Genomic DNA, 19,217 nt, shown 5'->3' on the forward strand with positions numbered 1-19,217 from the left:
CTTTGATGGTTTTCTGGCAGAAAAAACATCTATCTGAACGAAAAATGGCAATATTCTTCGTAAGAACCAATAGCTGTCTGGAATGTAGAGCTGAAACATAGCTTTGCGCGTCGTTACACAACTTGTATGGTTGCCAAAAGTATTCACACTGAGACAGCCAAGCTCAAACCCGATTGGGCTGGCTAAGGTTTTCTCTCTCGCCTCGTTAATCTGCTGATTTAAACTAAGCCGCTCCATATCCTAATAAAGCGACAGGCGCGGCAGGTTTTGATGTCAGCATGTCGGACGGGACGAACCACGGATTGGCGAAACCTGCCCCTACAAAATGTTTGGTAAACCCGTTTGGAGCGAACCATCGTTACGTGAAATCTCGGTCAAACCTGGGCACTCTAAGGCTACTTCCCCTCCCCCACGGCATATGAAATATTCAACCGATCTGCGTCAACTGAGAAAAGAGTGGCAGCCCCGCAACAGAGTCGTGTCGCTGCTCTTGATTAGTGGCACCATCTTAGCCGTTGGCGCGACGGCATTCACCAGCTACTGGTTTGTCCGCAATCTGATTTTGGACACGCTGAAGAATCATGCCCTGTCCAAAGTGGAAAAAGCCGGAGATGAGGTGGACGTTTGGCTATCGGGACGGCTGGGGGAAGTGGCCGCGATGGCCGAAACCTATGAAATTCGCTCAATGAACTGGGATATCGCCGAACCCTATCTTCAGCTAGAACAGGATCGGCTGTCTGACTTCTGGATGTTCATTCTGGTCAATCCTGACGGCACTTACTACACCACCCGCACAGGGTTTGCTGAAGGTCAGAACCTGACTGACCGCCCCTATTTTCAGATGGCGATGCAGGGCAAGGCACAAGCGTCTGACATGATTATTTCGCGCACGACGGGCAAGCGGCAGATTAATATTTCGGTGCCCGTTTGGTCGTTTCCGCCCGCCAATTATGACCAACTGCCAGAGGATCGGGTTGATATTCGTAGGGAAAGCTTACAGCGCCTGGGCTTACCGGATGATCCGAATGCTGAACCGGAGGTGATTGGCAATTTTGCAGGCAATATACCTGTCACCCATGTTACGAATGTCGTCAATCGCACCCAATTAGGTGAAGGCAGCTACGCTTTTGCGCTCGATTCCAACGGCGTACCGATTGCCCACCCCAACGAAGAATTTCTCCAGGGACTGGACAGCTTTTTAGATTCCAATAATCCAGCTCTGGCTCGTACCGCAGCCTCAATGGTGGCGCAAAAGTCCGGTGTGGAGCTGATGGAGATAGACGGGCAGTGGGTCTATGTCGCCTACAGTCCCTCGCAGCAGTCCAACTGGTCGCTGGCGCTGGTGATTCCGCGTGAGAACTTGGAGCATGAGCTACACGCTTTGAACTTATTGGCGTTAGTCATCGGCTGTCTGCTGCTGATCGCTACGATTACGGCCCTGCGCCAGGTGCAGATGCTCGATCAAACCCGCGATCGCGCCAATGAAGAAGCCCTGCTCAACCGGATGACACGGCGGATTCGTAAGTCTTTGGATCTCGATACCATTCTGCAAACCACAGTGGAAGAAGTGGCCAATCTGCTTAAGCTGGATCGAGTGGCCTTTGCCTGGTTAGATTTGCACAGTAATCAGTTCGTTAAGGTTTGCGACTATGTTTCCACCAACCAGCCCCGATTAACCCGCGAGCAGGAAGCAGCCCTATTTGAGAGCTTGGCTCAGCATACAAAGCCGGGTGAATCTCTACGGTTTGCCAAGGTCACTAACCTGCAAGACTGGACGGCTGAGGCTCGACAGGCGGTTGAGCAGGCAGGCATTCAGAGCTGTTTTGCGCTGCCTGTTCGACTCGGCACGCCGAAACGGATTGGCTACCTGATCTGCACGCAAAGCAAGGCCCGCCGCTGGGATGAGCGGGAAGCCAAGTTGCTCACTGCCGTCACCGACCAAATGGCGATCGCAATTAATCAGGCCAGCTTGTATCTACGGACGCAAGAGCAGGTCGAAATTGTCAGCACCCAGGCTGAACAACTCAAGGAAGCCAGCGCTCAGATTCGCGACACGCTGGCCTACCTAACGACCATTATTAACAACCTGGTAGACGGTCTGCTCGTCACCGATGCAGCGGGCACGATTACCCAAGCCAATCCCGCCTTTGCCGAGATGTTTGGTTTGGATGCTCATCAGATCATCAATCAGCCTTGTCAGCAGGTGCTGGATAGCGATCTGGCAGATTTAATCTACAAAACCCAGCAGTTTCCAGACGAAGTGTTTACCGCCGAGCTGTCGCTGATTGGTGGGCGAACCGGACAAGCGATCGCAACTGCCATCCATAAACACGCCGACTCAGACGCTATCCTCGATAATCAGCCCATCCCTTCTGACTTCACGATTAACCATGAACGACTAGCATCTGATTCCACCATCAGCCCCGAACCCCGACTCGGCACCGTCATCCTAATCCGCGACATCACCGCCGAAAAAGAAGTCGATCAGATGAAGACGGACTTTATCTCGACGGTCTCTCACGAGTTACGGACGCCGCTGACCTCCGTCCTCGGTTTCGCCAAGATCATCAAGAAAAAGCTGGACGACGTGGTATTTCCCCTGGTTGAGTCAGACGACAAGCGGGTGAAGCGCACCGTGCGCCAGGTGAAGGACAATATCGACATTATCTTGACCGAAGGGACGCGGCTGACAACGCTGATCAACGACGTGCTCGATATCGCCAAGATGGAAGCGGGCAAAGTCGAGTGGAAAATGGAATCGCTCAGCATTGCCGAGGTGATCGAACGTGCGATCGCAGCAACTTCTGCTCTATTCGAAGCCAAGCAACTGCGCCTGGTGCGGGAGATTGAGCCGGATTTGCCGCCGATTATGGGCGATCGCGATCGCTTAATTCAGGTGGTGATTAATCTGCTCTCGAACGCCGTCAAGTTTACCGATGAGGGTGCTGTTACATGCCGTGCGGTCTGCATCGAGCAGGACATCGTGGTGAGCGTGATTGACACCGGATCGGGGATTGCGCCGGAAAACTGTGACAAGGTGTTTGAGAAGTTCAAACAGGTGGGCGACACCCTGACCGATAAACCGAAGGGCACGGGCCTGGGCCTGCCGATCTGCGCTCAGATTGTGGAGCATCATCAGGGGCGCATCTGGGTTGAGAGCGAACTGGGCAAGGGCAGCACGTTCCGGTTTACGCTGCCTGTTCAGTCGGGAACTCGCGATCAGGTGCAGCGGATTGACCTCAATTCGCTGCTGCAACAACTGGCCCCGTCTCAAAAGTTGGCTTCTATTCCGGTAATTGACTCGACCGCCAAAACGGTTCTGATTGTGGACGACGAAGCCCACATTCGCGAACTGCTGCGGCAGCATCTGGAAGCCGAGGGCTATCACATTGAAGAGGCTCAGGATGGGCGGGAAGCTATCGGTAGGGTCAAGCAGGTCGCGCCGGATCTAATTATTTTGGACGTGATGATGCCCGATGTGAACGGGTTTGACGTGGCAGCGGTGATTAAGAATGACCCGCTGACGATGGGCATCCCGATTATGATTCTGTCAATTTTGGAGCATCAGGAACGCGGGCAGCAGATTGGTGTCGATCGCTATTTAACGAAGCCGATCAATACCGAGGAACTGCTGCAAGCGGTGCGGGAACTGATTTCTCAGGGTGGATCAAAGCGTCGGGTCTTGGTTGTCGATGAAGATGCGCTGACGGTGCAAACGCTGGTGGACGTGCTTAAAACCAAAGGATTTACAGTTGCCGAAGCCAGCAACGAAACTGAACTGATGGAAAAAGTGCTGGCGGCTCAGCCGGAAATGGTGATTGCCAACGCCAACTTCTGGGAACGATCCGACGCGGTGAAAACGCTCAAGTTAAAGAAAGGGCTAGAACATATTTCATTTCTGCTGATCGCTGATCACGATACCCATGATGCAACTGAGCCTGAAACAACTACTCCGTAAAAAAGATATCCAGGCAGTCTTTCACCAGCTTGCCAGCGCGATCGCACATCCCTTCTGCATCCAGTCCAGTGAGGGCACGGTGCTGCTGGGCGAGTATCGGCTCGATTATGCGCTGAAAACGCCCATCACGCTTGAAGATCAGGTACTCGGCTACGTCATGGGCAAAGCAGATTCAGTTGCGATCGCAACTCTCCTTTCGTTTCTGGGACAGCGCGAACTGGAAAAGAAAGCCCTGGCGCGTGAAACGCTAGATCGGTATAAGGAAATCTCGCTGCTCTACAGCATTTCCGAGCAGATCACCGCGCAGCTCGACTTAAAATCCGTTGCTAGTTTGGTACTGGATGAAGCGAAAAAGCTGGTGCAGGGCGATTGTGGTGCAGTAGTGCTCTACGACAAAGCTCAAGGTAGTTTTGAGACTATTGCCGAATTCTGCGATCGCGCTTTTAATGCCAGTGACATTACGGTCGGTCAAGGCATTATCGGCAGCGTCTTTCAGAAGGGGATCGGCGAAATCGTCAACGATGTTAGTACCGACCCCCGCTGCCACACCTGCGATGCCCAGTATCACTCCCTGATCTGCACGCCGCTGAAGAATCAAGACCAGAGCATCGGTCTGCTAGTCGTAGGCAGTACAACGCCGATTAGCTATACCGCTGGTGACCTGAAACGCCTGAATGCCCTAGCCTCCCAAGCCTCGGCAGCGATTGAAAACGCTCTGCTGCATGAGCAGGAGTTACGAGAAGCCCGCATCAAAAGCAACCTGGAGCGCTACGTCCCTGCCCAGGTGGTGCAGGCGATTCTGGAATCGAAGGGCAATATTTCCCTCGCCCCCGTCCGCAAAAACATCACCATTCTGTTTTCCGATATTCGCAACTTCACCACCCAGTGCGAAGAGCTAGAGCCAGAGCGGATCGTCGGCTACCTAAACGAATACTTCAGCTACATGGTGGACATCATTTTCAGCCACCAGGGCACGGTAAATAAATTCGTCGGTGACATGATTGTCGCCCTGTTTGGCGCACCGTCACCCGTGCCCAATCATGAGAAGCAGGCCATTCAAACTGCGATCGCAATGCAGCAGTGCCTCCAATCGATCCCAATTGATTGGATTCGCGAGAACTTCCATACTGGAATTGGCCTCAGCTCTGGGCGCGTCATCGTCGGCAACATTGGCTCACCGCAGCATACGGACTACACCGCCATTGGCGACGAGGTCAACACCGCCTCCCGTCTCCAGGCAGGGCTGATTTATTGAAAAAAGGAAAATAGACGGGGGATATCGTGGGCTAAATGCCGCAGTCCCTTGGTGATGGAGGCAAATCCGGCTTGGCGAAACAGATTGACCGCAATCGTTCGCACAATCGCAAAATTGGTCGGTGCATGACCATCACACAAAGGGGCGTGATCTTCATGAAGCACGACATCCTTTGGCCAATGCAATCGATTCTCAATGTGCCAATGAGAGCGAATGTGCTGAGCAAAGCCTACGGCATCCAACGGGAGTGAACTGATGTAGAACATGGTCTGAGTGTAAGGCTGGTTGTCACGAGTTCCGACTCGTTCGACTCGAACCATGCGCTCGACTCCAACCCAACCGGGGTCTATCCCTGCGACTGATTCCAAAACACTGACGGTACGACTTGTTTGGCGCTCACGCGTTCGTTCAACTTGGCAATCTGAACTGGTGGGTAACGATTGCTCAAACTGGGTTCGCAGATGCTCAAACAGCTTAGGTTGGTTCGGCTTGACGGCCATCAGGTAGTCATTGCCACTGGCAATAATCTGCTCAACCGTTTTTTTGAGTGTGCAACGCATCAAAACTGAAGCAAACTCCTTTGAATTGCAAGACATCTAACAAGGTCTGCACGGTGACAATCTCACTTTGCTGTTGGTTTCGCATCGATTGGAGTCCAACCACGACCCCTTGTTGCACACTGAAGGCAGAGACGACACTGACGAAGTCTTGATAACTTTGGTCATAGTCTGTGACGGTTGCCTTGATACTCTTGCCATCGGTGGCCAGTTGTTCTCCGGTTTGGGGCGCAAATGCCGTTGTTGCCCAGTCATTGAAGGCTTGACTCAGGTGTTCAAAGTTGGTTCGCACGATCACCTTGCGGATCGTTGAGTAGGCGGGCAGTCGGGTGTGAGGCAGCTCTAAACAGTCCAGCAACACCGTTTGATGCCGTTCGACGAAATCTTCAATCGCTCGGTAACCCAAGCACCCACTCATCGTTGCCATGATGATCAAAAGCAGCACGACCCACAGGGGATATCGCGGTTGAGTTCGAAAGTCTGGAATTTGCTTGAGATGGCTGATGAGGCTCATGGTTTAGTTGTTGTGCAAAAATGGTTACCTATCTCATTATCTTTTTTCTCTCATCAATAAATCAGCCCTGCCGTCTCCAGGGCATTGCCAAAGGCGGCCAAATCCTGGTCAGCCGCAGTGTGTATGAGGCGACTCGTGCTGATTTTGACTTCAAGGAAATGGGCACGGTGCAGCTCAAGGGTAAACGCAACGGCATCGAAGTGTTTGAAGTGAGATATTAGTGCGATCGCACGGATCAGGACAGTACGTACAAAGACAGTATCAAGAATAGACTTTATTGGAAATTGTTTTGTAGCGCGGCTTCGCCGCGCTACAAAACAATTTCCAACCCCAAAAACTTTATTTCCAATAAAGTCTAATGTTTATGCTTCATATCTGACACAGGACTAGCATTAGAACTGGTACAAGATACCGAGGTATTCACGATAGCCACAAATGTGTTCGCCACGGATATCAAACGAAATCGCCGCCTGATTTTGATAGGGTTTGCCCATCACCTCACCTTCGGATTGCACCTCAAAGACGACAGTATAGTCATTCCAGGTAATCCGTTTGACGATTAGCTGGAGCCCTTGCGGAAAAAACTGAGACACGTAGGCGAAAAACTCAGCCGCTTTCTCCTTCCCACTGTGGGTTCCCTGGAATTTGCCAATCGGAAATTCAAAGGTAAAGTCGTCGGTAATCAACTTGAGAAATGACTGCCACTCTCCCGTAGCTAAGCCATGTTGAAATGCTTCAAAGCCAAGCTGAGCCGTAATTAACAGCAAAGGAGTGGGTTCATGACGAATGCGATCGCGACTATTCATTAGTAACTCTATCTCAATAGCTTCGTAACAAAAGGGCTTCAAAAATGGCTCAAGAATGCAAGCAGCGGGTTTGGCAATCTATGCCTACTATGCCCAAAGTTTGGTAGGGATACTCAGAAGTGATATTCAGATCATAATGTTGGGTTTACGTGAGGGATGCCCATACAGCCCCGCATCCTGTCTGTTTGGCGGCTACCTACAAGTTTAAGGTAGTGCGAAGATTGAATGATTACCCATGCGGGGACTATCCACCTAGGCAAATCCTGAATACAGTGAATATGATTTGAACAGAAATAAAAGATACCCCTTCGGAATGCGATGAAACGATTAATCGTCTGTTGTGATGGTACCTGGAATTCTCTACAGCGCCCCTCCCAGGTCTCCCATAGTAACGTTGCAGAAATTGCCAAAGCGATTTTGCCCTACGATCCGCCGGAAGAATGCGATCAAACCGATGCAACTGCCGCCGGGGTGCAAACCGGGGTGCCACAAATCGTGTTTTATGATGACGGTGTGGGCACGGGCTATCTAACCATTGATCGCTTTTTAGGTGGCACGATTGGCCTTGGCATTGATGCTAATATTCTGGAAGCCTATCGGTTTCTCTGCATGAACTACTGCCCTGGTGATGAAATCTATCTCTTCGGATTCAGCCGTGGCTCTTATACCATTCGCAGCTTGGGCGGACTGATTAGTCGAATTGGACTGATGCGTCAGGATAAGCTCAATCAGTTGTGGAAAGCCTACAAGCTCTATCGGCAGCCCAAGCCCAAGCCCAAGCAGCAACCCCAGGAACATCAGGCATTTGAAGACACAATCAAAGCGTTTCGGCAGGAGCACAGCATGCCCTATGAGGTGAAAATTAAGCTGTTGGCCTGTTGGGATACGGTTGGCTCGCTGGGAATTCCTAGAATTCCGCCACTGATGCCGCTGAAGTGGGTACTGGAAACTATATTTAATCTCAAGCACAGCTTCCACGATACAAATCTCAGTCCGATTATTGAAAATGCCATTCATGCGATCGCACTCAATGAAGATCGGCGCGTGTTTGATCTGACTCCGATGAATCTACCGTCCAATAGCCCTACCCAACTGGAGCAGTGCTGGTTCATCGGTAATCACGGCTGCTGCGGTGGCGGCACCCGCCAGCTATCTGCGATTAACTTTGTTTGGGTTACCGAAACAATAAAGGCGATGGGGCTCCCCCTCAAGCTGAATCCGGATGTGATTGAAGCGAATCGCCAGCAGCAGTATCCACTACACCCGTATCAAACCTCAACAACCAAATTGATCAATTTCCTATTCTGGATTTTCAATTGGCCGCCGTTTATGCCGCATCGCCGCAAAAATCCGCCCCAAGCTAAAATCCATCCCACTGTCATGGATCGACTCAGCAAAGATTCAACCTACAAAAATCCGCTGCTCGAACAGCTGCAAGCCTAAACTCCTAAGCAAAACAGAGGGATGCGGCTCTTGCTGCATCCCTCTGTCGTACTCTTTAGTTTCAGTAGACTTTATTGGAAATTGTTTTGTAGCGCGGCTTCGCCGCGCTACAAAACAATTTCCAACCCCAAAAACTTTATTGGAAATAAAGTCTAGTGAAGAAGACCCGTTAAGCTGCCAGCGGCTCCTTGAGATCCACCCAGTGCACCTGTACAAAGTGGGTAGGCCGACCCGTGGCATCATCCGGCACCTCAACAACCCGATCAACGGCTAGGTTAAATGGAATGGCCGTTGTGATGTACTGCTGTGCGATCGCACCCAATTCTGGAGCTAACTGGGCGGCGGCAGCAGTCGCGACTCCAAATCCCAGCAGTTGCTCAATAGGGCCTTTGGGCAAGAAAACATGCAGCCCTAACGCAAAGCCAGAGGCCAGCAGCATGCCTACTGACAGATTCGTGCCACAGCGCGGATGGATGGCAAGCTGCCAATCCCCCTGGGTGAGCCGATGCAGCGCAATCGTCACTGCTCGCCTGAGCATTGCCGTTGTCACAGAGCCGTACAGGTAAAACCCCTGCTCCGTTGAAAATCCACCAAAGCTTTCAGTTTCATGAGGCAACCCAGCCTGTCGCGATCGCATTTCGCCCAACACCCACACCGTGGCATGTTCAAGCGCGTGCACCTGCCGCACCATCAGCAACTCCCTTAGCCCAGGCAGGTAGTGCAGTTGAGCCAACAGATTGCTGTCCTGATATGGATAAGGATGATAAGCCGGGAATTGAAAATCTGAAGCTGCTACCATGAAACCTTACTTTCAGCCTCTTTTGAGGGGTGCGAGCTAAAACTAACTTTTCGGGGCTGCTTAATTTTTGGGGATGAATTGGGATGTAGAGGCAGCGCCTTGATATTCCAATTCATCCCCAAAATCAGCACTGCCGACTTTTCAGCTTATGGACGTAACTAAGCCGTTGCTTCTTCTGCAACTGCTCCTTCTCCGACGCGACGGGCCACCTCAACGCCATTTTGCTCTAGAATCACCCGAGGTTCGCCGCCTTCACGTACTTCAATGCGCTTGACCAAAACTTGACCATTGGCAATCCGCTGTCCTTCACGCACATAGCGGCTCGGCTCGTTGGGGACGTCAACAATGGCATAATCAACGCCACCGACTTCAACAACTCCCGTAACTACAACGGCGGTGGCTAATTCTACAGATGGAGTGGGTGCCACGGCGATATTACCGGGCGCTAGCGGACTAGACGGTTGCTGCCCACCCGGCTGCCCACCAGATGGCTGTCCTTGACCTGGGCCAGGTTGATTCGGTGTGCGTGGCTGAACATTGGGCGGATTAGCCGGGGTCGTTGGCGTTCTGCCTCCTGGCGTAGCACCTCCACCGGGAGCTGTGCGCCCTCCAGGTGTACCAGGCTGGATCTGCGAGACGGGAACGGGTGGCGGTGGAATTGGCAAATTAGCAAAGGGATCTTCACGAGCCCCTACCCCAGATGAGATCTGCTGAACACGAGCATCAGCATCGGTGGATTGAATGAGCTCAGCGCTGGTCAAATCGGACGCCTCTGGAGGAGTGGGCAGTGCTTCCTCAGCTTCTGCTTCAGCCTCTGCTTTAGCTGGCTCTTCCGGCACTGGAACTACTACCTCACTGGTGTCAGCCTGATCCTCTCCGCCGCCCCCAAAAAGCTGACAGCCGCTTATTGATAGGGCGAAGGCACCGGATAGGACTACAAGAAAAAGCTTACGCATCATCCGTCCCTCATGAACTCCATCACACTGGGCTTGAACATGGCGGCGATACCGAATCGGTGCGCCAATTAACAGACCCCTTAACCCCTCAACGATAGCGCACTTCTTAGCGTTGCGTCCGTTTCTACATCGGCGCACAGGCAAACTGTTACGTAACGATAAACGATACGATTGCGGACTTTCGGTTTGTGACTGTTTCGTGATTAATTCTTGACTGACTGGTCTAACTCGGACTTGTCATTTAAGAGTGAACTGGTACAAGAATATTGTTGTTGCTGATGTGTTTTACATGGACGAATCTATAGTTTTCCTGTAGATTTAGGCTGCGATGCTGATGTATCTAGCTGATTTGCAGATTTAGATCTATAAGCAGAATGTGGCGATTTGCGCTCAACCCTCTCTCAACATAAATCTTTACTTTTACGATCGTTGGTCAAATGTCCAACACTTAATCTCTTCTGCGATCGCAACCTCTTATCCCACTATCCAGATTTCATCCAGACTCGCCCTACTAGAGCATTCCATTTATGACTAGCGACTTAAGCAAGTTAATTCCACGGGCATCCCACTACTGGTTGACAAATACCCATATTCCTCTTTGTTTACTGGATCAGGCTGAGTACAAGTCACCCATTCCGGCCTATCAGCAGGAGCCCATCTCAGAAGATTTAGTGGGTGCTGATATTGAATTACGGGATGGCGTAATCGTGCGGATTGTCCCATCAGGAACGGCTATTTTCGGAGAAGTGCCGACGGTTAACTGCCGCAGCGGTTTGGTCTGGCCCTGCTTTGCGGATTTGCATACCCATTTGGACAAGGGGCACGTGTGGTATCGGATGCCTAATTCCAGCGGTACGTTTAGCGATGCACTGGAGGCTTGTCGGCGCGACCAGGATGAGTATTGGCAACCAGACGATTTGTATCGCCGGATGGAATTTGGCCTACGTTGTGCCTATGCGCACGGTACGAAGGCGATTCGAACCCATCTCGATTCCTTTGGTGAACAGGCTAAAAAGAGCTTGGAAGTGTTTAGCCAGCTACGGGAAGAGTGGCGCGATCGCATTTTGCTACAGGCCGTATCACTCGTCTCGTTAGATTATTTCTTCAAGCCAGAAGCTGAGCAGTTGGCCGACTGGTATGCCGAATACGGCGGCATTTTAGGCGGCGTCGCCTATATGAATCCGGAACTGGACATCCAGCTTGAACGAGTCTTTCAACTGGCGCAGTCGCGGGGGTTAGATTTAGATTTCCATGTGGACGAAAGCGTCAATCCCGAGGATGTGGCCCTGCGCCATATCGCTGAGATGGCGCTCAAGCAGGAATTCAGCGGCCATATTGTCTGTGGTCACTGCTGTAGCCTGTCGGTGCAGTCTGAGGACGTGGCCAACGTCACGATGGATGCCGTCCAGCGGGCAGGTATCGGTGTGGTCAGCTTGCCGATGTGCAATATGTATCTGCAAGACCGGATGATTGGCCGAATGCCTCGGTTACGTGGTGTGACATTGCTACCCGAACTCAAGCAGCGGGGTATTCCAGTTGCGATCGCAAGTGATAACTGCCGCGATCCGTTTTACGCCTATGGCGATCACGACGGTTGGGAAGTGTTTCAGCAGACGGTGCGGATTGGGCAACTTGATCGACCCTTTGGCGACTGGCCCCGTGCCAACACCTGGACGGCAGCGGATTTAATGCAGCTTGAAGATGTGGGGCGGATTAGTGAAGGCAACACGGCAGATTTAATTGTCTTTAAGGCCCGGAATTTGAATGAACTAGTGGCGCGATCGCAACATGATCGGCTCGTTCTGCGTAAAGGACAACCGATTGATACCACCCTGCCAGATTATGCTGAATTAGATGATTTGATGCCCTTGGAGTTAGGTTAAATGACGGTTAGCCCGGTTCACGGTATTGATTGGGACGCTTTTATTGCTGCCCTAGATGGCGTTGAGGTGATTCAAGATCCCCATCAGGTCGCGAAACTCTCGCAGGATTACTACACGTTTAGTCCTGTTTTACAGACTGTTTTGGCCGACAAAATAGGCGATATCGTGGTGCGGCCTGCGACCGAAGAACAGGTTATCCAAGTCGCAGCAGAATGCGCCAAGCGTCGCATCCCGGTGACGATTCGTGGTGCAGGCACGGGCAACTACGGTCAATGTGTCCCTCTCGCGGGTGGCGTCATTCTCGATATGTCCCACCTGACTCAAATCTGCTGGATTAAACCGGGACTGCTGCGGGTGCAAGCCGGGGCAAAGCTGGCCGCGATCGACAAAGCCACTCGTCCGGAAGGCTGGGAACTGCGGATGGTGCCGTCTACTTACCGCACGGCCACGATTGGCGGTTTTATTGCCGGGGGCAGCGGCGGCATTGGCTCAATTCTCTATGGTCAACTGCGCGATCGCGGCAGCCTAATCGCTGTCAAAGTGATCACTTTAGAAGAGCAACCACGGGTGCTGGAACTGCGCGGCGATGAGGTGCAGAAAGTGAACCACGCCTACGGCACCAATGGCATTATCACTGAATTAGAAGTACCGCTGGGCACTGCCTACAACTGGGTGGACTGCATTGTCACCTTCGACGAGTTTATGACGGCGGCTCGCTTTGGGCAGGCACTGGGTGATGCCGATCCGATTATTAAAAAGTTGGTCAGTGTTCACGCTTGGCCCATTCCCAGTTACTTTGCTGCCCTCCAGTCCTTTCTACCGGAGCAGCAGCACGCGGTTTTAGTCATGATCGCCGATACCAATTTGGAACCGTTTCGCGATCTGGTTCAAGCCTGGGGCGGTACGATTACCTACGAAAAAGCACCGGGTGATCCCAACCGCAAAGCGCCACTGCTGGAATTTACCTGGAACCACTCCACCCTCCACGCCCGCAGCGTTGATCCGACGCTGACCTACCTGCAAACCATGTTCCCCTACGATCCGGAACTCGAACTTTTACAGCACATGTACGAGCATTTCGGTGATGAGGTGATGATGCATATTGAATTTTTGCGATCGCAAGGCCGCGTTATCCCCGCTGCACTACAAATTGTGCGCTATTCCACAGAAGAACGGCTGAACGAGATCATCCGCTACCACGAAGCGCAGGGAGCGCTCATCGCCAATCCCCACACCTATATTCTGGAAGATGGTGGACGCAAGACCATCGACACCGTTCAGGTCAACTTTAAGCAAGAAGTTGATCCCTACGGTTTGCTCAATCCTGGCAAGATGCGGGGGTGGATGGAGAGAGGGGCAGGAGAGTAAGCTTTTGGCGTAAATTATTTCATTGTTTTTCAAATCGGATTTTGTAAACCCGCTGTTAACTGAGATACATCCCAGAGAATATCTGCCTTTCGCCTCTTGCCAAGTTGGCCTCTCAGTCGGACACTAGGGGGGAGACATGTCTGGCAAATGGAGGTTGCTGTGAAACGAGTGCTTGCAATTATTTTAGGGGGCGGTGCGGGAACGCGGCTTTATCCGCTAACCAAGCAGCGCGCCAAGCCAGCAGTATCGTTAGCAGGTAAATATCGTCTTATTGATATTCCAGTTAGTAACTGCATCAATTCAGGAATTCTTAAAATCTATGTTTTAACCCAGTTCAACTCAACATCGCTCAATCGGCATATTGCCCGAGCCTATAATTTCTCGGTCTTTAGCGATGGCTTTGTTGAAGTGCTGGCTGCACAGCAAACTCAAGAAAATCCAAGCTGGTTCCAGGGTACAGCGGATGCTGTACGCCAGTACCTCTGGCTACTGAAAGATTGGGATGTAGATGAGTATCTCATCCTTTCCGGTGATCATCTGTATCGGATGGATTACGGCAAGTTTGTTGAACACCATCGCGAAACAGGTGCAGATATTACCTTATCTGTACTGCCCATCGATGAAGAGCGGGCCAGCAGCTTTGGCCTGATGAAAATCGACGATAGCGGTCGGGTGATCAACTTTAGCGAGAAGCCCAAGGGCGACGCGCTGAAGCAAATGCAGGTAGACACAACCACTCTTGGTCTAGATGCAGAGGCGGCAAAGGTTAAACCTTACATCGCTTCAATGGGAATTTACATCTTTAAGAAGCAGGTTTTGATTGATCTGCTTCAGCAATCTAAAGATGAAACCGATTTCGGTAAAGAGGTTATTCCCAGCGCGATCGACACCCATAATCTGCAAGCTTACCTGTTTGATGATTACTGGGAAGACATCGGAACGATCAAGGCGTTTTATGAGTCCAATTTGGCTCTAACGAAACAGCCTCGGCCTAGCTTCAGCTTCTACGACGAGAAAGCACCGATTTACACTCGTCCTCGTTTTCTGCCACCGACCAAGATGCTGAACTGCGAAATCACGGAGTCGATTGTGGGTGATGGCTGCATTTTGAAAAACTGCCGCATTCATCACTCAGTGCTGGGAGTTCGTACCCGCATTGATGAAAACTGTGTAATTGAAGATTCCCTGTTAATGGGTTCTGATTTCTATCAGGCTTCTGAAATGCGTGTTCATGCTTTCAAAGAGGGACAAGTACCGATGGGCATCGGTGAGAATTCCGTCATTCGCGGTGCCATCATCGATAAAAATGCTCGTATCGGCAAAGATGTGAAGATCATCAACAAGGACAACGTTGAAGAAGCCGATCGGGAAGATCAAGGCTTCTTGATTCGCAACGGTATTGTCGTCGTGGTCAAAAATGCGGTGGTTCCGGATGGCACGGTGATTTAGGCTTGGGTTGCGTGGCTTGATCTTGTTATTTACACAAGGGCTAAGTCCATACATCCCTACAAAACTGATACGTTGCCAAACAGAAGGGGCTGACCCATTGAGTCAGCCCCTTCTGTCTGTCTTTTGCTTATCGTTCTGTTGATTGCGGTTCTGGTGCAGCTCTTAAAGCTCGTAGTTCTGCTTCTAGTCCTTCAATCCGCTGCTGGAGCTGACGGTTCGATTCCAATAGTTCTCGCGATTGGCCGCTGAGATAAGGATCGCTTTCCCACCAGTTGATACCGATCTCCTTGGCTTTATCCACTGAGGAAACGAGTAGACGAATGCGAATTGTCAGCAGTTCTGTAGAACCAACGGAGATCGCAATATCGCCAGCGATGACGATGCCTTTATCGAGTACCCGCTCCAGCACATCGGCTAGAGTTGAGGCTTGAGTCGATGTGGCGATTGGGCGTTGAGGGCTACTTTGGGGACGGTTATAAGTAGTGCCAGTCATGGATTACCTAGTTAGTCAATAGACTCAGGGTTGGGACGGCCAGTCTGCGATCGCAGTTCACTTCGCCAAATGGCTAAAGCTAGCGAATCTTAAACATGGATGGCTTGCCTTGTCCGCCCACCTGAGTGATTAAGCCGAGTTCAGCAAGGCGCTTGAGCGCATTTACAGTTTGGAAACGGTTCAATCCCAAGGCGGCCTCTAGCTGAGATAGCCGAGCTGGGCCATCCGTGTTGAGCTGCTTGTAAACTGCGATCGCATCGGGGTTTTGGATGCGGGCAGCAGGGTCTGCCGCCGGAGCTGCTTTGGTGGCCGTTGCTTTTGCAGGTGCAGCTGATTGAGCTACCGCTGATTGAGCCGTTGTCGGCTGATCAGCAACTGGTTTGGCAACGGATTGGGCGACAGGCTGTGGACGGTTCGGGCGCGGTTCTGCCTCTAGGGTAGCAGTTGTGGCTGGTGTTGGAGCTGATTCATCGGTTTGCGGTTGAGCAGGGGTAGATGGCGGGGAAACTGCGATCGCAGTTTCTTTCTCTACTGTTTCTATTAGCTCTACCGTTGCGGAATTAGCTGTATTCGCTGCTCCAGCACCGTTTTGCGTAGGATTCAGCTTACCGTTTCCATTAATGAACTCAGGATGCTTGGGCTGAGTCAGGGTAGCTTCCGGTTCGGTCAAATCCCGGATTTCGGTAGCTAAGTCAACACCTGGCACAATCAGGTCGCTGACGATGACGCTGTTGAACAGAGACCAGAGAATCTGACGGGCTTCGTCAACGGGGACAGCGGCGCGTGAGAGGAGAATGTCGCTACAGGTATCGCGAAAGTCTACATCCTCTGGAACAATCCGCACATCATGCTCCTGGCAAACCTTGGCAATCATCATGCTGGCTCGCAGGCTGGAGGCGCGTTCTTTGCTCGCTTTCCGCTGAAAGGCTTTTACCATACGTACGATCGCCAGTGCTGCCGAACGCTCAATATTGGTTTTCTGAACCAGGATTTCCTGCTGGGTCAGCTCGTCCGGCTCCGGCATATCGATGGTAATTAAGCGATCCATCAGCGCATCTTGCGTACCGTGAACGCCGCAGTATTCCTCAGGGTTCGAGGTGAAAATGCCGCGAAAATGAGGATTTACTCGGATATATTCGGGCCGATTACCGCTGGGTGGTAGAACAATCAGCTTTTCCTCTAACGCCGACAGCAGAACGTTGTTGACTTCAGGCCGAGAGCGGTTGAATTCGTCGTAAACCAGCGTAAATCCTTCCCGACAGGCCAGGGTCAAGCGGGAATCGACCCAGGTTTGCCGCATTTCGTCTTCGACTTTAATTACACTGTGGATAAAGTTATCCACCACTTTTTTGCGGGTATAGCCGGACTGGTTGCCGATTAGGTCAGAGGTTTTGTACTCATCATCGCCAAACAGCAGCATGATCGGACGACTGAGCAAATCGGCCAAGTGCATAGCCAATGTCGTTTTCCCCGTACCCGCAGGGCCGCGTAAATGAATGGAATAGCCCGACTGGAGGTAGCGGAGCGATCGGGCCGCGATGCGCTCAACGCTGGGGGTACTGACGAATTGCCGGGGGCGAGCTTGCAGAACCGTGGTCACGATGTTACCTCATTACCTTATGCACAACATAAACGCCGTCGCGTCGAACCACTTGGCCGTTACAAATTAGCGATCGCAACGCATCTACTGCTTGAATACGATTGAGATTAAGCTGACGTTCAATTTCATTCAGCCGCAGTCCACCCATTTGGTTCAGGCAGTCATAAACTGCTTGCTCCGTCACATTTAACGATGGCTGAGCTACTGCTACTGTGGGAACTGGAATAGGTGCGATCGCAGGTGCCACCTCTTCCAGGGTTAGCGCTGGCAAAGTTGCCACGGCTGTTGCTTGGGGTGCTGCGGCTACGGGAGCAGACTGAGCAACGGGCTGAGCGGCGACTCGGACAGGTGCAGACTGTGCGGTAGCAGCCGGAACCGAGCGGGGCATAGCCGATTTCACAGCGACTTTAGCGGTTGTGGGTGCAGACCGCTGGGCCACAGGTCGGCTAGGTGGGGGTGGGCTGGGTTGGCCCAACTTTTTGGCGGAGGTCGCAGGTGCTACAGGTTTAGGAGCAGGGTGGCGAGGTGGCATGGTTGAACGCACCGGGGTGCGCGCTATGATGCCGTCGGATCCCCAAACATAGGCTTGAATTTGATTGCGATAGTCTTGCAGTTCGGTTCGAAACTCAGCGAATTCAGCAAACAATGCGTCCACTGCTACGAGACGCTCTTGCTGGCTCTGATTCAACATCTGTCGCAGTTCAAAAATCCGCTCTTGGCGCAGCACGTCGAGTTCCAGTAAATAAGTTTCGACATCAGCTTGGAGCTGCTGCACAAACTGAGTCAGTTCCTGTTGCTGCTGGGCACTCATGGCAACGCGATCGTGACGGTGCTGGGCCAATTGAACCTGGGTAATCGTTTGCAGAGCTTGAACCCTAGCTTGGAGATCGCTGCGTAGCTCGGCTACAGCCTGCTGCATTTCAGCATGAAACTGGCTGAGCGTTTGCGAGACTTCCTGTGCCATCAGAACGCGATCTGCTGCCGTCAACGATAGGAAATCAGCCGTTTCGGCTCGTAGAGATTCAACAAACTGGTGGAGTCGCTCGGCAACTTCAACACGGCGCACCTGCCGATCTTGAGCGGTCTGATTCAAAAAGGCTTGCGTGTCTTGCTGAAGCGCAAACGTGAACTGGCTCAAGTCATCTCGCACCTGTGCGGCTTGAATCGTGCGATCAATAGAGAAGGCAGCCAGAATATCCTGCACCTGCTGCTGTCGATTGAGAATTTCAGCCTGGCGATGTTGCCGCTGCTCTTGCCACTGTGCCTGGAGTGAAGTCACGGGCGCGACCTCCTAAGTACGCTTCTTAAACGGGTAAATTGCAAATGAGCTAATCGTTGAAAATGTAGCTTTGAGAATTTAGCTGTTGAAAATTTTGGATGTTGAGAATTAGTTTTTGGCAACTAAATGAAAAACTTGAACTCAAAAAAAGGGGAAAGGATGGACACGCAATAGCATAGTTGCGATCGCATCTTTTCCCCTTGTGTGATTAAGCGTTAGGAACAGCAGCTTGTGCGGTCAAACCAACTGCTTCGGCGTATTTCAGATAGGTTTCAACAGAAGCGATAACGACGCGAGCTTCTACAGCGAGAAGTTCGATACCTACCAGAGATACACGAACCCATGCGTCAACTACGATGCCTTTGTCGAGAATGCGGTCAACAACTTCAGCTAGGCTAGAGGAGGAATTAACTTTTTCAACTGCCATGGTTTAGGTTCCCTAATTTAATGCGTCAAGTACGAGATAAAGGTGAAAAACTTCAAGTTGTGAGTGAAAGATTGACGGCTCAGCGAGTGCGGAGTTGACGGAAACTATCCCTGTCCATTGAATTGGTTTACAGGTTGTTTTCTTGCCAGGTGGTGCTGTGCAAGTTGGAGGCTGAGCAATCTACAGAGCGATGGTAACGACAATGAATAGTGATCATTGGTCAGCTATTAATCGCTTTCATTTCAATCACTTCAGTTGAAGCTATCGCTATCATTCCCAAGTCCGATTTGAAAATCGCTATACAGGGCGATTAAAGTTAATGAAACGCAATGATGTTGTTGCAACCGTTGATATAGCAGTGCGGTTGACCTGTTGCTGAGGGGTTCTGAGGGGTGCTGAAGGGTGCGATCGCGCTTATCCACTTGCCGGA

Annotated in this window: 14 protein-coding genes and 1 pseudogene; 7 read left to right on the forward strand and 8 right to left on the reverse strand. The window is 51.5% G+C overall.

What is annotated here, in order from left to right; genetic code table 11:
• Window positions 1-418 precede the first annotated feature (418 nt).
• A complete protein-coding gene (locus AC286M_RS09945; protein WP_488204231.1) occupies window positions 419-3,958 on the forward strand; it encodes a response regulator in 3,540 nt (1,179 codons plus the stop codon).
• Complete coding sequence (locus tag AC286M_RS09950) at window positions 3,924-5,213, forward strand: adenylate/guanylate cyclase domain-containing protein (protein ID WP_488204232.1); 1,290 nt, start codon at window positions 3,924-3,926, stop codon at window positions 5,211-5,213. Before AC286M_RS09945 ends, AC286M_RS09950 begins: the two co-directional genes overlap by 35 nt.
• Here the strand turns inward: AC286M_RS09950 and AC286M_RS09955 are convergent.
• Window positions 5,207-6,284, reverse strand: a pseudogene (locus AC286M_RS09955) (ISAs1 family transposase). The gene AC286M_RS09950 and the pseudogene AC286M_RS09955 sit on opposite strands and share 7 nt — an antisense overlap.
• Before the next feature lie 20 nt (window positions 6,285-6,304).
• Here AC286M_RS09955 and AC286M_RS09960 point away from each other — a divergent pair.
• Window positions 6,305-6,505, forward strand: a complete 201-nt coding sequence (locus tag AC286M_RS09960; protein WP_488204233.1) for a hypothetical protein — start codon at window positions 6,305-6,307, stop codon at window positions 6,503-6,505.
• Between the two features lie 171 nt (window positions 6,506-6,676).
• Here the strand turns inward: AC286M_RS09960 and AC286M_RS09965 are convergent, their stop codons facing one another.
• On the reverse strand, window positions 6,677-7,090 hold the full coding sequence (locus AC286M_RS09965) for a nuclear transport factor 2 family protein (protein ID WP_488204234.1): 414 nt from the start codon (window positions 7,088-7,090) through the stop codon (window positions 6,677-6,679).
• 318 nt (window positions 7,091-7,408) lie between these two features.
• Between AC286M_RS09965 and AC286M_RS09970 the strand changes: the two genes are divergently transcribed.
• Window positions 7,409-8,533 (forward strand): T6SS phospholipase effector Tle1-like catalytic domain-containing protein, encoded by a 1,125-nt coding sequence (locus AC286M_RS09970; RefSeq protein WP_488204235.1) that lies wholly within the window; start codon window positions 7,409-7,411, stop codon window positions 8,531-8,533.
• A 169-nt stretch (window positions 8,534-8,702) separates the two neighbouring features.
• On the opposite strand, the gene AC286M_RS09975 is transcribed toward AC286M_RS09970, so the two are convergent.
• Both AC286M_RS09975 and AC286M_RS09980 read right to left on the reverse strand, forming a co-directional pair.
• Window positions 8,703-9,332, reverse strand: a complete 630-nt coding sequence (locus tag AC286M_RS09975) for a DUF6391 domain-containing protein (RefSeq protein ID WP_488204236.1) — start codon at window positions 9,330-9,332, stop codon at window positions 8,703-8,705.
• Window positions 9,333-9,490: 158 nt separating this feature from the next.
• A complete protein-coding gene (locus tag AC286M_RS09980; RefSeq protein ID WP_488204237.1) occupies window positions 9,491-10,426 on the reverse strand; it encodes a hypothetical protein in 936 nt (311 codons plus the stop codon).
• Between the two features lie 389 nt (window positions 10,427-10,815).
• Between AC286M_RS09980 and AC286M_RS09985 the strand changes: the two genes are divergently transcribed.
• The 3 genes from AC286M_RS09985 (at window position 10,816) to AC286M_RS09995 (ending at window position 14,988) form a co-directional block, all read left to right on the forward strand.
• Entirely contained in the window at window positions 10,816-12,171 is a 1,356-nt protein-coding gene (locus AC286M_RS09985) for a cytosine deaminase (protein ID WP_488204238.1), read from the forward strand.
• On the forward strand, window positions 12,172-13,539 hold the full coding sequence (locus AC286M_RS09990; protein ID WP_488204239.1) for an FAD-binding oxidoreductase: 1,368 nt from the start codon (window positions 12,172-12,174) through the stop codon (window positions 13,537-13,539).
• A 159-nt stretch (window positions 13,540-13,698) separates the two neighbouring features.
• On the forward strand, window positions 13,699-14,988 hold the full coding sequence (locus AC286M_RS09995; RefSeq protein WP_488204240.1) for a glucose-1-phosphate adenylyltransferase: 1,290 nt from the start codon (window positions 13,699-13,701) through the stop codon (window positions 14,986-14,988).
• Between the two features lie 127 nt (window positions 14,989-15,115).
• Here AC286M_RS09995 and AC286M_RS10000 read toward each other — a convergent pair whose 3' ends face one another.
• The 4 genes from AC286M_RS10000 to gvpA form a co-directional block, all read right to left on the reverse strand.
• Window positions 15,116-15,481: a gas vesicle protein gene (locus tag AC286M_RS10000; protein ID WP_488204241.1), complete on the reverse strand. Its 366-nt coding sequence runs from the start codon at window positions 15,479-15,481 to the stop codon at window positions 15,116-15,118.
• A 79-nt stretch (window positions 15,482-15,560) separates the two neighbouring features.
• Window positions 15,561-17,081 (reverse strand): gas vesicle protein GvpN, encoded by a 1,521-nt coding sequence (gvpN, locus tag AC286M_RS10005; RefSeq protein ID WP_488204242.1) that lies wholly within the window; start codon window positions 17,079-17,081, stop codon window positions 15,561-15,563.
• Between the two features lie 4 nt (window positions 17,082-17,085).
• On the reverse strand, window positions 17,086-18,360 hold the full coding sequence (locus tag AC286M_RS10010; protein ID WP_488204243.1) for a hypothetical protein: 1,275 nt from the start codon (window positions 18,358-18,360) through the stop codon (window positions 17,086-17,088).
• Window positions 18,361-18,568: 208 nt separating this feature from the next.
• Entirely contained in the window at window positions 18,569-18,787 is a 219-nt protein-coding gene (gene gvpA, locus AC286M_RS10015; protein ID WP_488204244.1) for a gas vesicle structural protein GvpA, read from the reverse strand.
• Window positions 18,788-19,217 lie beyond the last annotated feature (430 nt).

The sequence above is a fragment of the Thainema salinarum CENA647 genome (assembly GCF_057732415.1).